We start from the raw sequence: 12,979 nt of genomic DNA on the forward strand, positions 1-12,979 counted from the left end.
TATGGATCCACGCACCGTACAGTTTTCTCGAACGAAGCTCACAGAGCTGATGATACCTTCTTTTGCCAATTTTGGAGGGAAAGTTCATGGAGGCCTTATTCTGTCACTGATGGATAAGGTGGCTTATGCTGTGGCCAGCAAGCATGCAGGGACATATTGTGTGACTGTCACTGTCGATGGTGTTGAGTTTTTGCAGCCAGTAGAGGTGGGAGAACTACTCACACTAGATGCAGCAGTTCATTACGTAGGAAATTCTTCGCTGGTAGTAGGTATCAAAGTCACCTCAGAAAATGTAAAGACCAATGAAGTAAAGCACACGAATAATAGCTACTTCACGATGGTGGCAAAAGGAGAGGACGGAAAACCTACTAATGTACCAGAACTTGTTTTGGAAGACATCACAGAAATGCGGCGATTTGTGGATGCAATGAAACGTATGAAAGTGAAAAAAGAGGCCATCGCCAAAATGCAGAAAGAACATGATGAGTTCATCATGGTTGATGATATGGAAATGCTAAAGGATCAGCGTTGCAAAATTGAATTTAAAGTGGATGATGACTTCAACGATCTTTTTTCCGATACATAAATTTCAGGCCCGACCAGTTTTCATCTACGGCACAGACTTTTACATCTACAAGTCCGCCGTTTAAACCGAACTCCCTGACGATGTTGCCGTTGAGGTCAGTTTCCATTTTAGATGATCCTTTCGGCCAGGAAACCCAGAGGGTTCCATCTTTTTTAAGGGACTCTTTCCAGTTGATCCAGCCGTTTTTCAATTCATGCAGTTCTGTAATAAAAACATGTTCAAAATCGTATGGAGGAGAGCTGAGATCATTATCCCACGTGGTTTCCTTAGGTGTGGCTTCAAGCAACTCAAAGTAATTTTCAGGGGAGTTACATAAGAAGCAATGATAACCTTCTTTTATATTCAGTTTTTTCCAGAGCGGATTTTTAGAATAGCCAGCCATTTATCTACAGTATGAGGGTAGTACTCCTTGCCAGTTTCTATCCTTTGCACCACTAAACTCAACACAAGCCTGGTTTTGGCTTCCCATCGCTTCATAGGCCTGCGCACTGGTGACGTATGAAACAGCACTGTCGGGCCAGACATATTTATTCCAGTCTGCGGCCTTTATGGCCATTTCATAATCTTCTAGTCTGTAATACATATCCGCAAGGTTGCTGTAAAGATAGAAGTGAGATTTTGGCAGGTATTTTTCATTTATCACAAGTGCATAGCCATCTCCGTAAAAGCGCTTGTATCGCTTTATAGCCAAGCGATGTGCTGTGAGCAATCGATCCAATGCCTCATTCAGGTCATTCCGTTCATCGCGCTCGATTTCAGCAATTTTTACCAAAGATCCAATAAGCTCGTAATCACTAATGAGGAATCCTTCAAGTATTTCGATAGCCATTTCTGGTTGGTTGTTTTGCCGATAAGATTCCGCCAGCTTTTGTTTGAGCACATAAAATGGGAGGTCAGGAGCAAACTCCTGCACTAACTCATAAAGGGTGATTGCCTTTACGTAGTTTTTAGCTCTAAAGGCCTTATCTCCTTTTTCTATGATTTGATCCAGCATGGAACTTTTGAAGATTTTCATGTCTCGTTCTTCCGTCCGGAAAAATTTCAGGGAAGTCATAATCTCAAAAGCCTTTTTGTATTCACCCGCTTCAAAGAGTTGTTTAGCTTCAATGTAAGTAGATCGTCTTTCTGCCAGTCTTTTTTCCAGCAGGTGGTCATCATAGCTTCGTTTGATCCATACACCTGTCATCACCAAAAGGGCTATCAAAAAAGTAATACCAAATGCATAAGCTGTAGCAATAGCATTTTGCCTATAGTCTATCCGTCCACTGGCATATCTCCGGCGAGCTTGATTTTTCCAGGTGTTGGCACTGGGAGGCCGATAAGTGTATGGCCTTTCCTGGCTTTGTGAAAACTGCTGATATTTTAGTTTGAGGTCGAATCGTGCTTTTTCATACTCGTCTGAAAGGATCTGATGGGCGACATTAATCTCTTTAAACTTTTCCTCCATTTCAGGTCTTCCGGGATGTTTATCCGGATGGAATTTTACTGCGAGTCGCTTAAATGCCGATTTGATTTCAGCTGGAGTAGCATCCTCAGAAAGGCCGAGTACGTGATAGTAATTGGTCATCTGAAATGGTTAAATAGCCTATATAACGAAGATAATGAAAGAAAGATTATGCTTTATTCATTAGATAGAATCCAGCAAGGCAAATAACCAACCCGCCAACCATACTAACAGAGGCATAGAGAATAAACTGAACGATCAACCCATCTCGAATCAATTTAAGTCCATCCAGGGCGAATGTGGAGAAAGTTGTAAAGCCACCACAAAGGCCAGCGATCAAAAACAGGCCGGTTTGGTTGCTTAGTTTGATCAATCCACCACTCAGCAGCCCAATCAAAAGACAGCCAACAAGGTTTACAACCAAAGTCCCTGAATAGGGTTTGTCTGCATAATACTTAGCTGTGGACAGGTACACAGCGTATCGTGCAGCACTTCCAATAAAACCTCCCAGACCAACGATTAGAATATCTTTCATGTATAATGGTTAATTGTCACATGGAATTCAAAGGAATCTTTCAGTCGTTCGATTCACTTTAATCATGCTCATCTTATTCTTCAAAGTTGCTTACATGTGTTTGCAATTCTGGAAAAAACTGATTGAATTCGGCCTCAAAGTCAGAATAATTTTCTTTTAGAGCATCAGACGCATGCTCCATCTTACTTTCAAACTTTGTGCGTTTACTCATGCCGGTAAGTGCTCGATCAATGCCTTCAATAAACTGATAGTTATATAACCAGTTGTCCTGAGACATGTAACTAAGCATTCGAACTACGCCTTTTGGTATCATTTCCAGATACTTATTCATCCGCTGGTAGAAGTTTAAGGTGTATTCCATTAAGGGCACATTAGAAAATTCCGACCAGTCCCTTGCAAGAAAATGATCATAAAAGACATCCACGATAACCGGTGCATAATGTCTGAATTTTTCTCTCAATCGGATTTTGCTTTGAAGAACAATATCATGGGTATCTGTGTAATAATCTATGCTACGGTGCAGTCTGATCCCTTTTTGCACCTGCTCAGGATATTTGTTTAGTTGGGCCCCTTTCACAAAATCTCCGATAAAGTTTCCAACCAAAACCTCTTCATTATCACCACTTAAATATAAATGAGCAAGAAAATTCATCTGATACCCAAGATATACAGGAAATATTATAGTTTGAGATTAACGTGGGTGGCTTTACTTTTGTGATGCACTCATAAAACGATAGCGAACACAAAAGAAAAAGATCATCGCAAATAATTTTCCAAATATTGTCCGTTCACACTTAAACATGCTGGTGCAGCTGGCTCGGATAGATGGTGTGGTTGTACAGGAAGAGATCGACCTGATTAAAGAGATTGGAAAAGCAAATGGTCTTTCGAATGAAGAAATCAGTGAGTCGTTTGAAGACCCATCTGTCATCGAGGGGTTGGAAACATTAAACGATGATCAGCGCTATGATTATCTGTACAATGTGGTTCAGCTCATGAAAATAGACGGCCGCATTTACAAAGAAGAGATAAAGTATTGTGCGAAGATCGCAAGTCGACTGGGCTATGATGAGGATGTACTCAGAGAGCTGATGTTGAAAATTTATAGCGATCCGCATATTACCACGGATAAAGAATCGTTAAAAGCAAAGATTCAAACGTATCTGCGGAAATGAGAGTTCTTGCTTTTCTTTCACTAATCATACTTTCATTTTTTACCTATTCTCAGAATCCAGACGAAGTTGCAATCAGGGAGGTACTGGCGCAGCAGGAGGAGTGTTGGAATTCAGGCGATATTGAATGTTTTATGGAAGGATACTGGAAATCAGATCAGCTGGTTTTTATTGGAAGTAAAGGGGTGACCTATGGTTGGCAGCAAACGTTGGATAATTACAAAAAGTCCTATCCAGACAAAGCTACAATGGGCCAGCTAACCTTTGACCTGATTATTGTAGAGCCTTTGAGTGAAGACTTTTGGACAGTGATAGGAAAATGGAGTCTGAAACGTAAAAATGATAATCCTAATGGTCATTTCTCCCTTATTTTCAGACGGTTAGGAAGCGAATGGGTGATTGTTTCGGATCATTCCAGCTAATTTTTCAGCATACTAAATTTTGCTTTTTAGAGTTTTTTGAGTAGATTCTATGCTACTTAATCATTTAAATTCAGCTAAATATGGTAATGAGCTACAGAGGAGCGGAAGCTCCAAAAATACAAGAATCACAAGCACTTAAAGTAGAAGACTACATGGCAAGGAAGCTAATCACTTTTAAGCCCGAGCAACCTATGCACGAAGTAGTGGAAACTTTGATGAAGCATAAGATTTCAGGTGGACCTGTAGTGGATGATCATGGACAGCTAGTGGGTGTAATTTCTGAAGGTGACTGTCTGAAAGAAGTGGTGAAAGGGAAGTATGACAACATGCCAATATTCACTGGATTGGTGGCTGAGCATATGGCCAAAAATGTGGTTACAGTAAATCCCGGACTGAATATTTTTGAGGCAGCTAAGATGTTTCTGGAAAAAAGGCTCAGACGTTTTCCAGTCGTTCACGAGGGAAAACTCATCGGCCAGATCAGTCAGAAAGATATCATGAAGGCGGTACTTAACACCAAAAGCTCAACCTGGTAGTAGCTAAGCGCTTTCTTTTGTATTTTCGTTCTTCATCAAACACAGAAGAATGAAAAAGCTATTAACCCTCTCCCTATTATTTTTATTTATTTCAGGCCAGGCACAGGTTGATGTCAAGGCCATTGATAGTTACATCGAGCAAGCCAGAAAGGATTGGAATGTTCCAGGCATGGCTGTGGCGATCGTAAAGGATGGGGAAGTAGTGTTGAGCAAGGGATATGGTGTCAAAGAGATTGGTGGAAAAGATAAAGTAGACGATAACACCCTTTTTGCAATCGCTTCCAATTCCAAAGCATTTGTGGCCTCCTGCATTGCACGATTGGTAGAGGAGGGAAAGCTTTCGTGGAAGGATAAAGTGCGAGATTATCTCCCTTATTTCAAGCTTTATGGCGATGAATACATTTCCTCTATGGTTACAATTGAGGACTTACTTTGCCATCGAGTGGGGCTGGGAACATTTAGTGGTGATGTGATCTGGTATAAATCTGATAAAACCCCTGAAGAGATCATAAAAAATGCGGCCTATGTACCGGAAGCTTTTGAGTTCCGAGACGGATATGGATATACAAACCTAATGTTTATCACTGCAGGGGAGGTCATTCGAAAAGTGACTGGAGAACCTTGGGAAGCATACGTGAAAAAGCATTTTATGAATCCATTAGGTATGGATAATACGGTCATAAGTGTGAATGACTTGCCTGAGAACACGGCCACCCCACATAAACCCACTTTAGAAAATGGCACTGTCCCAATCAAGTGGGCCAGCTGGGATGCACCCAGCGCGGCAGGAGGGATTATTTCTTCATCTACAGACATGGCAAAATGGATGATGATGAACCTCAACGGTGGAGAATGGGATGGTAAGCAGTATATTGAAAAAGAGCAGCAAAACCTACTTTGGACACCACACAATAATTTCAAACTGAGTGAACGTTCCAAAGAGTCTATACCGGGAAGACACTTCACAGGTTATGGGCTTGGATGGAGTGTAATGGATTACCACGGCACCATGGCTGTAAGTCATGGTGGCGGCTATGATGGTATGTATTCCCGTGTCATGATGATACCGGATTTGAAATTGGGAATCGTTGTGCTTACTAATACCATGGAAGGTATCTCCACTCCATTGACCTACTACATAGCTAATCAGTACCTGAAGAAAGATATGCGTGACTGGTCGGCAGAATATTTGGAGCGAGCGAGATCAAGAAATAGTCACAAAGGGGATGTGGAAGAGCGAAAAGCCGCTCGTATTGAAGACACTCAGCCATCAGTAGGTCGTGCTGATATGATAGGAACTTATTTCGATCCTATGTATGGTAATATTAACATTTCAGAGGAGGATGGAAAAATAAGGATAGCCTTCGAGAAAGCTCCTAAACTTGGAGCTACACTGGAGCACTGGCACTATGATACTTATGAGATTAAATGGGACGAAGAGCACGCCTGGTTTGATTTTGGGACGGTTTCGATTGAGTTAGACAATAACCTGAATGTGGAAGGAATCGAATTTGATGTTCCGAACGGAGATATCTTTTTTCATGAGTTGCATCCAAAGAAGAAATAAGAAAGAAAAATTCTTTTAGGGTTTTGAATCCTAACAGGGGTAAAACAGAGTTCATACAATCTACTTACTCCATTTTAATGGTGGAATTTTTTCCGCATTCTCGGAACATTCGATTAAAGTATCAAAACGCCTTTCCCTTGTATCTTCTCGTTTAGCACTCATCACCCAGTGAATGGATTGCTTTTGATAGAAAGGCGCGAGATTTTTTGTAAAAAATTTCCATGCTTCTTTATTTGCCTTGAACCTTTTTATAAAGTCTGGACTCAGTTCCACCTTGTCATCCTCAAAGGAAGCTTTACCTGAGTTTTTAGGATCTCTTTTAGCGTAAGTAGCTAATCCTGCTTTAGTTACTAAATTGGACTTCTTTAATTCTTCAATTCGCCTGATATTGACATGGCTCCAGTGGCTATTTGGCTTTCTGGGAGTAAAGCGGATTTGATATGCCTCATTATCGATTCTCTTTCTGATTCCATCAATCCACCCAAAGCACAACGCCTGATCTACTGATTCTGGCCAGGTAATGCTTGGTTTCTTTGTGGCCTTTTTAAAATACCCTACCCAGAGTTCGGATTTTGTTTTGTGATTTTCTTCTAACCACTTCCTAAAATCATCTGGAGTCTGGAAGAAGGTTGGCATTTTAGAAGGGAAGCAGGTCAGGTGCTACATACTCTCGCTTTGCGCGCTTATCAGGAAATACATTGAAACCGTAATGCTGGCCAAGAATGTCCTTGAAGTTGGTCAGCAAACGAGGAAACTCCTGAATAAAATCTTTGAAATTATCAGACTTAGCTTTCTCCATGAAATGGTTCATGGCTTTCACGGATGCAATCGTCACAGTCTTGTTGAATTTGTCATAAACTCCCAAAGATTCAGCAAAGCCTTTGATCTGATCACACATGTTTCGCTCAGCTTGGTCCCGACCGTATTTCTGAATATGGATGTATGCCAACCGCAGGTGTGCTTCATGAGAGAATAGCCCTGGTTTTAATCGAAAAGACTGGAAGGCCTTCTCATATTCTTCGTCCGAGTAATGCCAGTGATCTTTAATTCTCATAAAGCAAAAATAAGATAGTTCATTTTGGCTCTTCGTTCGTATTCTCTTTTTTATAGAGTGAAAAGCCTATTGCCACACCGATGCTGATACCCACACTTAACCACAACCCAATATTGTCTGTTATTGCTCCCACTGTAGTGCCAAAGCTTATACCTAGCCCGATGGCCAATCCGAACTTGTTGTAATTGTTCATTTTAAATTATTATGATTTTTTCAAATTAGGATGATAGTGTGTTTCGACCTAAAGAATCATGCTAAGTGGTAGCTGTATATGCTTAATAGCATGTTATTGTTGCGTATTTTCAGATAATACATCAAATATTGAGGTATTTACTTGCAATATATCAATATTTAATGTATCGTTGCAATATGTATTCTAAAGAACTCTTAAAAGGAACGCTGGAAGTGATCGTACTTCAAGTGCTATCAGAGAAAGGAAAGATGTACGGATATGAGCTTTCACAGATGGTAAAAGAAAAGACCGATGGTAAGATTCACTTAAAGGATGGGTCTTTATATCCTGCTCTTCATAAAATGACGAAAGATGGAATACTCACCTTCGAGGAAGTAAGCATCGGGAAGCGCGTGCGGAAGTATTACAAGCTCACTGCTAAAGGAGAGGAGCAAAAAGAGACATTGCTTGATGAGATGAGGGACTTTATCAAAACAATAGAGAAGGTGATTTTTAGTGATTTAAAAACATCCCCGGCGATATGATTGCTGAAGAACATGAAGATCGGATTATTGAAGAGGTGAACCAAAGTGCTATCAAGAATCAGGCATTGAAGGATGATTTGATTGATCATTTCTGTTGCCTGGTGGAAATTGAAATGGCTATGGGACATTCATTTGAAGAGGCGTTGGAAAAAGCTTATCAACAAACAGCTCCAAACGGACTGGATGAAATACAAAAGGAGACTATTTTTTTATTCAATTACTCAAAAATCATGTTTATGAAACGACTAATGTATGTTGTCGGCTATCTGTTCACAGTGACTTGGATAGCCGGAATTTTAATGAAGGTGCTTCATTTGAAAGGTGCCGCGGTATTGATGGGTGCTGGTGCAATAGGGGTATCCTGCATTTTCATTCCTTTATTTCTGATCAATCGATACAAGCATTTAGCGAGAGAAGTACTATCCGAGCGAATGAAGTGGGTGTTTGGTGGCATATCCATTGCACTGTTAATTGCCTCCATCACAATGAAGATGCTTCACTTAATGGGGTCAGGGCTGATGATTTTCATTAGTTTCTTACTTTTTGGATTTGGATTTTTACCCTTCCTGTTTTTTAGGATGTATAGGAAATCAGTGGATGAACTCTGAGGTCAAGGACTAAAACTCAAAATGAAAAGGCTACCCATTATGTGGATAGCCTTTTTTATATGCTAATAATTTCTCGGCTATTTCAACTTTATTGCTCCAATCCCTGCCTCCCAAAGCGCTTTATTGAAAGCTTGAATATCTTCATTCAACCATTGGTTAGCCTGGGTTTCATACGTTTCCCAAATGGCATCCAATTCTTTCTTCCTGGAGACAGACGATGCATTCACACGAGGAACCTGAGATTCTGTAGCGTTGATAAGGTATAAATAGTCTGCTGTGAACTTATTCTCAAAGTTCTCCACGTCATCATATGCTTTCGATTTACGTTGAACCATGTCTTCATCCCATTTATTGAGCTTTTTGATAAGTTCATTACACTGTTTTTTAAGTGCATCACTTGGTAGCTCAGGCTTCATCTCTTTCAACTGATCATTCACTCGTTTTACCTGATTGATGGTATTGTGCATGTCGGTCAATTTGGTCTCCATCTCTGTCATGATTTTGTCATACGAATCGAAATCTGGTTTAGAAACATCCATTGTCGGGTTATCCAGGATTTTAGCTTCAGTAGATATTTCCTCTCCATTGACATTTAAAGTCAGCGTATAGATACCCGGAGATACTCTGTGTCCACGATAGCTACCTTCGATGTATACATCGGTCACTCCCGGCATGATCGGATAACGCATATCCCATACAAATCGATTGAGGCCAGCTTCTTTGCTCAGCGTTGGAGCAGGTGGAGGGCCACCATCATATCGCTTATATGATTTATCTGATTCTGAGGAAATCTCCCTAATTGTATTTCCTGATTCGTCTTTAATGGTTAATGAAACTGCTGCAGAGTCAGCAAGCTCAGGGAGTTCATAATATATGACTACTCCATTTGCAGGGTTGATCCCTTCAAATGGATCAGTTCCATCGAAATTCGAAGTATTGCTGCTGTTCAAAGGGCTATACCAAAAGCCATAATACGCATCTTCAGGTTTGTAAAGCTTTGTAGATGAGCCACTAGACTTTTGCTGTAGAACATTCAAATCATCCAGAACCCAGATAGATCGTCCGGATGTTGCCACTGATAAGTCTCCTTTGTGCACCATTAAATCCAATATGGGAGTCACCGGTAAGTTGAGTTGGAGAGGTTCCCAAGAGCTTCCTCCATTCCATGAAATATAGATGCCCTTTTCTGTCCCAGCATAAAGCAGATCTTTTCTTCCGGGATCTTCTCTAACCACCCTTGTAAATGCACCGTAAGGAATGCCACTATTTATTTGTTTCCAGTTTTTGCCATTATCTGTCGATTTGTAAATCGCTGGCGTGTAATCGTTGAATTTATATTTAGTAGTAGCAATGTACAATTTTGATGGATCATGAGGTGAAATTTCTATTGCGTTGACCAAGGTCTCACCCAAGTTTTTTGGTGTGACATTCTCCCAGCTTTCACCGCCATTACTGGTGCGATACACCTGTCCATCATCACTTCCTGACCAGATCACTCCTTTCTCATGTGGTGATTCCAGTAAGTAACTGATTGTTCCGTAATTTTCAGCACCCACTGCCTCGTTAGTCAGCGGACCTCCACCTTTGTCTTGTTTCTCATCTATGTTACGAGTGAGGTCCGGAGATACTTCATCCCAGGTTTGACCCAAATCTCGTGTTCTCAAAACCAACTGTGCTCCATGATAAAATGTGCCCGGCTCATGCTGTGACCAAATAATCGGGGAGTTCCAATTGTAGAGGTACTTCATGTCACGAGCAGCTTTACCGAGGAACTGAATTGGTGCTGCAATCGATGGCATCATGGCTCCTGTTTCCTGATTCAAAGTAGTCATGCTACCCAGGTAACTTCCTCCCATAACGTATTTCGGGTTATCCGGATCAAAAGCCAGGAATGCACTTTCTCCGCCAGCTGAACTCTCCCAGTCTTTGCGATTGATACTTCCTGAATATTGAGACAGTGTTGCAATCTTAATCGATGTGTTGTCCTGCTGACCTCCGTAAAGGTTATATGGCCAGAGATTATCTGCGTTGAGACGATAAATCTGGGCAGTAGGCATATTGGCCTGGGTGGACCATGTTTCGCCCCTATTGAAGCTGATTGCAGCCCCCCCATCATTGGAGATGACCATGTTTTTTGAGTTTTTTGGATTAATCCAAAGGTCATGATAGTCACCATGTGTACCACTCAATCGTTCCCAGCTCCGACCACCATCGATGGATCGTAGTGCAGGGGCACTCAGCACATAAACCGTGTTTTCATCCTGCGGATCAGCAAACACTTCAGTGTAATACCACGCACGTTGAGTGAGCCGATTGTCTCCACTTACCAATGACCAGTTTTCGCCACCATTATTCGAAACGAATAAGCCACCTTCATCTTTTTGAGAATCTCCTTCGATGATGGCGTATACTTTTTGGGAATTAGCTCTGCTTACGGATATGCCGATTTTACCCATTACGTCAGGAAGTCCCTTTTCTATTTTTTTCCAGGTTTCTCCACCATCCATGCTTTTGTAAACACCGCTTCCCGGACCCCCGCTCTTAACCTTCCACGGCGTACGCTGATGCTCCCACATGCCGGCATACAGTATGTCCGGGTGGTTCATATCCATAGATAATTCACTGCATCCGGTTTGATTATTTACAAACAATATTTTTTTCCACGTCTTACCGCCATCCGCTGATTTGTAGACTCCCCGTTCATCATTGGGCGCGTGGAGTGCACCCTGTGCGGCAACATACACAATGTCTGGATTGGTTGGGTGAATAACAATTCTTGCAATGTGCTGGGTTGCTTCGAGTCCCATCTTCGTCCAGGTTTCTCCCTCATCTGTAGATTTATATACCCCGTCACCATATGAAGTCATCACGCCTCTGGGAGCATGTTCACCCATTCCGGCATAAAGGATATACGGGTGTGATTCTGATACCGCAATGGCACCCATTGATCCGGTTTCGAAATACCCGTCAGATATGTTTGTCCATCGCTGACCTGCATCTGTTGTTTTCCAGAGGCCTCCACCGGTGGTACTCATGTAGTAGGTGAGTGGGTCACCGACAACACCACTGGATGATACGGATCTTCCTCCTCTAAACGGTCCAATGAGTCGGTATTTAAGTGGTGCGAAATAATCATTTGCTGACTGCCCAAATAGAATCGATGAGCACAGCATTATTAAGACAAATAAATTTCGTTTCATACTTGAAAGGTTAAGTTTTCAGAATATGTAAGCTAGCCAATGTCCATTCTAATAAGAAAAGTAATTGTATGAATGGATGATGAAAGTGATGGCTTATTAGCTTTAGGGTATGGTTAAGCAATTTGAAATTACTTTAAAGCCTTATTCTAGAGGCTTTCATTTGATTACCGACGAAATTATGGATCAGATTGATCTGGATGGAATAGAAGCAGGGCTAATTAATGTTTTCATCAAACACACCTCAGCTAGTCTCACCATCAATGAAAATGCGGATCCGACAGTACGGTCTGATTTTGAAAGTCATTTCAATACCTCTGTGCCAGAAAATGCACCATATTACCAACATACTTACGAAGGGTCAGATGATATGCCAGCACACCTGAAGTCCAGCACATTGGGATCTTCAGTTACCATTCCAATTACCAATGATCGACTCAATCTTGGGACCTGGCAGGGGATATACCTAGGTGAGCACCGCGACTATGGTGGAAGCAGGAGGCTGGTGGTGACCGTTTATTCTTAGGTTGAACTAAAAAGAAAATGCGTTTCTTGAACCCACCCCAACCCCTCCCAGGAGGGGATTATTTGCTTTTTGTTTTGTAACCGAATTGCATATTAGTTGACATAAATCATATGTATCAATGATTATTTCGATTTATGTCAGAGGAACGTCTTAGCACCTTTGTCATTTAAATATCAAAGACATGAAAGCACTTCCCATTTCTGAAATAATGACCAAACAGGTCCACAAGATCGATATAGATGATCCGGTCATTAATGCAAGGAACCTGATGGATAAATACGAGATTCATCATTTGCCAGTAACTGAAGACGGTAAACTGGTAGGCATGATTAGCTCTAATGATCTTAATCGGGTGCAGTATCTGTGCGATTTCATTGGTGAGCGACTGGAGGAAAGCGCGGTTTTTAAATCTCTTTCAATCGAAGAGTTAATGACAGCTAATGTGAAGTCATTGACCGTTAATGCTACCACCGTTGAGGCAGCTTATGTGTTTAGCGTTTCTTCTTTTCAGTCTCTTCCCATCATGGATGATGGTGAGCTGGTAGGGATCGTTACGACCAAGGACCTGTTTGCCTTCTTTTTGGGGGATTGATGTCTGTTCAACGATTGAGCAAG

General features: G+C 41.4%; 17 protein-coding genes. 9 read left to right on the forward strand and 8 right to left on the reverse strand.

The window, feature by feature from the left end:
- Nucleotide 1: 1 nt before the first annotated feature.
- Nucleotides 2-586, forward strand: a complete 585-nt coding sequence (locus ACXAH9_RS03055; protein WP_474893391.1) for an acyl-CoA thioesterase — start codon at nucleotides 2-4, stop codon at nucleotides 584-586.
- Here the strand turns inward: ACXAH9_RS03055 and ACXAH9_RS03060 are convergent.
- The 4 genes from ACXAH9_RS03060 to ACXAH9_RS03075 form a co-directional block, all read right to left on the reverse strand.
- On the reverse strand, nucleotides 561-968 hold the full coding sequence (locus tag ACXAH9_RS03060) for a DUF3052 domain-containing protein (protein WP_474893392.1): 408 nt from the start codon (nucleotides 966-968) through the stop codon (nucleotides 561-563). The two genes, ACXAH9_RS03055 and ACXAH9_RS03060, sit on opposite strands and share 26 nt — an antisense overlap.
- Nucleotides 969-2,153: a J domain-containing protein gene (locus ACXAH9_RS03065; RefSeq protein ID WP_474893393.1), complete on the reverse strand. Its 1,185-nt coding sequence runs from the start codon at nucleotides 2,151-2,153 to the stop codon at nucleotides 969-971. It lies immediately after the preceding gene.
- A gap of 46 nt (nucleotides 2,154-2,199) precedes the next feature.
- Complete coding sequence (locus ACXAH9_RS03070) at nucleotides 2,200-2,565, reverse strand: fluoride efflux transporter FluC (RefSeq protein ID WP_474893394.1); 366 nt, start codon at nucleotides 2,563-2,565, stop codon at nucleotides 2,200-2,202.
- A 73-nt stretch (nucleotides 2,566-2,638) separates the two neighbouring features.
- Complete coding sequence (locus ACXAH9_RS03075) at nucleotides 2,639-3,217, reverse strand: acyl carrier protein phosphodiesterase (protein WP_474893395.1); 579 nt, start codon at nucleotides 3,215-3,217, stop codon at nucleotides 2,639-2,641.
- Nucleotides 3,218-3,365: 148 nt separating this feature from the next.
- Here ACXAH9_RS03075 and ACXAH9_RS03080 point away from each other — a divergent pair, with 148 nt between their 5' ends.
- The 4 genes from ACXAH9_RS03080 to ACXAH9_RS03095 all read left to right on the forward strand — a co-directional run bounded on the left by ACXAH9_RS03080 (nucleotide 3,366) and on the right by ACXAH9_RS03095 (nucleotide 6,262).
- Complete coding sequence (locus ACXAH9_RS03080) at nucleotides 3,366-3,740, forward strand: tellurite resistance TerB family protein (protein WP_474893396.1); 375 nt, start codon at nucleotides 3,366-3,368, stop codon at nucleotides 3,738-3,740.
- Nucleotides 3,737-4,159: a YybH family protein gene (locus tag ACXAH9_RS03085; RefSeq protein ID WP_474893397.1), complete on the forward strand. Its 423-nt coding sequence runs from the start codon at nucleotides 3,737-3,739 to the stop codon at nucleotides 4,157-4,159. The genes ACXAH9_RS03080 and ACXAH9_RS03085 overlap by 4 nt, the downstream gene beginning before the upstream one ends.
- 86 nt (nucleotides 4,160-4,245) lie before the next feature.
- Nucleotides 4,246-4,695, forward strand: coding sequence for a CBS domain-containing protein (locus ACXAH9_RS03090; RefSeq protein WP_474893398.1), 450 nt, complete (start codon nucleotides 4,246-4,248; stop codon nucleotides 4,693-4,695).
- A gap of 49 nt (nucleotides 4,696-4,744) precedes the next feature.
- A complete protein-coding gene (locus tag ACXAH9_RS03095; protein WP_474893399.1) occupies nucleotides 4,745-6,262 on the forward strand; it encodes a serine hydrolase in 1,518 nt (505 codons plus the stop codon).
- Nucleotides 6,263-6,322: 60 nt separating this feature from the next.
- Here ACXAH9_RS03095 and ACXAH9_RS03100 read toward each other — a convergent pair whose 3' ends face one another.
- The 3 genes from ACXAH9_RS03100 to ACXAH9_RS03110 are packed head-to-tail and all read right to left on the reverse strand — an operon-like array spanning nucleotide 6,323 to nucleotide 7,509.
- Nucleotides 6,323-6,898, reverse strand: a complete 576-nt coding sequence (locus ACXAH9_RS03100; protein WP_474893400.1) for a YdeI/OmpD-associated family protein — start codon at nucleotides 6,896-6,898, stop codon at nucleotides 6,323-6,325.
- Between the two features lies 1 nt (nucleotide 6,899).
- Entirely contained in the window at nucleotides 6,900-7,316 is a 417-nt protein-coding gene (locus tag ACXAH9_RS03105) for a hypothetical protein (protein WP_474893401.1), read from the reverse strand.
- A 19-nt stretch (nucleotides 7,317-7,335) separates the two neighbouring features.
- Nucleotides 7,336-7,509: a glycine zipper domain-containing protein gene (locus ACXAH9_RS03110; RefSeq protein WP_474893402.1), complete on the reverse strand. Its 174-nt coding sequence runs from the start codon at nucleotides 7,507-7,509 to the stop codon at nucleotides 7,336-7,338.
- Between the two features lie 176 nt (nucleotides 7,510-7,685).
- On the opposite strand from ACXAH9_RS03110, the gene ACXAH9_RS03115 reads away from it, so the two are divergent.
- Together ACXAH9_RS03115 and ACXAH9_RS03120 are read left to right on the forward strand one after the other, a co-directional pair.
- Nucleotides 7,686-8,033 carry a PadR family transcriptional regulator gene (locus tag ACXAH9_RS03115; protein WP_474893403.1) on the forward strand — a complete coding sequence of 116 codons (348 nt, stop codon included), beginning with the start codon at nucleotides 7,686-7,688 and terminating at the stop codon, nucleotides 8,031-8,033.
- On the forward strand, nucleotides 8,030-8,641 hold the full coding sequence (locus ACXAH9_RS03120) for a hypothetical protein (RefSeq protein WP_474893404.1): 612 nt from the start codon (nucleotides 8,030-8,032) through the stop codon (nucleotides 8,639-8,641). The genes ACXAH9_RS03115 and ACXAH9_RS03120 overlap by 4 nt, the downstream gene beginning before the upstream one ends.
- Nucleotides 8,642-8,718: 77 nt before the next feature.
- Here ACXAH9_RS03120 and ACXAH9_RS03125 read toward each other — a convergent pair whose 3' ends face one another.
- Nucleotides 8,719-11,841: a VPS10 domain-containing protein gene (locus tag ACXAH9_RS03125; protein ID WP_474893405.1), complete on the reverse strand. Its 3,123-nt coding sequence runs from the start codon at nucleotides 11,839-11,841 to the stop codon at nucleotides 8,719-8,721.
- Between the two features lie 109 nt (nucleotides 11,842-11,950).
- Between ACXAH9_RS03125 and ACXAH9_RS03130 the strand changes: the two genes are divergently transcribed.
- Together ACXAH9_RS03130 and ACXAH9_RS03135 are read left to right on the forward strand one after the other, a co-directional pair.
- Nucleotides 11,951-12,364 carry a secondary thiamine-phosphate synthase enzyme YjbQ gene (locus ACXAH9_RS03130; protein ID WP_474893406.1) on the forward strand — a complete coding sequence of 138 codons (414 nt, stop codon included), beginning with the start codon at nucleotides 11,951-11,953 and terminating at the stop codon, nucleotides 12,362-12,364.
- A gap of 181 nt (nucleotides 12,365-12,545) precedes the next feature.
- Nucleotides 12,546-12,956, forward strand: a complete 411-nt coding sequence (locus ACXAH9_RS03135; protein WP_474893407.1) for a CBS domain-containing protein — start codon at nucleotides 12,546-12,548, stop codon at nucleotides 12,954-12,956.
- Nucleotides 12,957-12,979: the final 23 nt, after the last annotated feature.

The organism is Ekhidna sp. ABH4_415 (assembly GCF_056161305.1).

Bases quoted from the DNA above. Each gene is read 5' to 3' on its own strand.
- ACXAH9_RS03090 (WP_474893398.1), top strand. From the start codon at position 4,246: ATGAGCTACAGAGGAGCGGAAGCTCCAAAAATACAAGAATCACAAGCA.
- ACXAH9_RS03120 (WP_474893404.1), top strand. From the start codon at position 8,030: ATGATTGCTGAAGAACATGAAGATCGGATTATTGAAGAGGTGAACCAA.
- ACXAH9_RS03065 (WP_474893393.1), bottom strand. From the start codon at position 2,153: ATGACCAATTACTATCACGTACTCGGCCTTTCTGAGGATGCTACTCCA.
- ACXAH9_RS03105 (WP_474893401.1), bottom strand. From the start codon at position 7,316: ATGAGAATTAAAGATCACTGGCATTACTCGGACGAAGAATATGAGAAG.
- ACXAH9_RS03125 (WP_474893405.1), bottom strand. From the start codon at position 11,841: ATGAAACGAAATTTATTTGTCTTAATAATGCTGTGCTCATCGATTCTA.
- ACXAH9_RS03085 (WP_474893397.1), top strand. From the start codon at position 3,737: ATGAGAGTTCTTGCTTTTCTTTCACTAATCATACTTTCATTTTTTACC.
- ACXAH9_RS03135 (WP_474893407.1), top strand. From the start codon at position 12,546: ATGAAAGCACTTCCCATTTCTGAAATAATGACCAAACAGGTCCACAAG.
- ACXAH9_RS03100 (WP_474893400.1), bottom strand. From the start codon at position 6,898: ATGCCAACCTTCTTCCAGACTCCAGATGATTTTAGGAAGTGGTTAGAA.
- ACXAH9_RS03110 (WP_474893402.1), bottom strand. From the start codon at position 7,509: ATGAACAATTACAACAAGTTCGGATTGGCCATCGGGCTAGGTATAAGC.
- ACXAH9_RS03070 (WP_474893394.1), bottom strand. From the start codon at position 2,565: ATGAAAGATATTCTAATCGTTGGTCTGGGAGGTTTTATTGGAAGTGCT.
- ACXAH9_RS03075 (WP_474893395.1), bottom strand. From the start codon at position 3,217: ATGAATTTTCTTGCTCATTTATATTTAAGTGGTGATAATGAAGAGGTT.
- ACXAH9_RS03060 (WP_474893392.1), bottom strand. From the start codon at position 968: ATGGCTGGCTATTCTAAAAATCCGCTCTGGAAAAAACTGAATATAAAA.
- ACXAH9_RS03095 (WP_474893399.1), top strand. From the start codon at position 4,745: ATGAAAAAGCTATTAACCCTCTCCCTATTATTTTTATTTATTTCAGGC.
- ACXAH9_RS03115 (WP_474893403.1), top strand. From the start codon at position 7,686: ATGTATTCTAAAGAACTCTTAAAAGGAACGCTGGAAGTGATCGTACTT.
- ACXAH9_RS03080 (WP_474893396.1), top strand. From the start codon at position 3,366: ATGCTGGTGCAGCTGGCTCGGATAGATGGTGTGGTTGTACAGGAAGAG.
- ACXAH9_RS03130 (WP_474893406.1), top strand. From the start codon at position 11,951: ATGGTTAAGCAATTTGAAATTACTTTAAAGCCTTATTCTAGAGGCTTT.
- ACXAH9_RS03055 (WP_474893391.1), top strand. From the start codon at position 2: ATGGATCCACGCACCGTACAGTTTTCTCGAACGAAGCTCACAGAGCTG.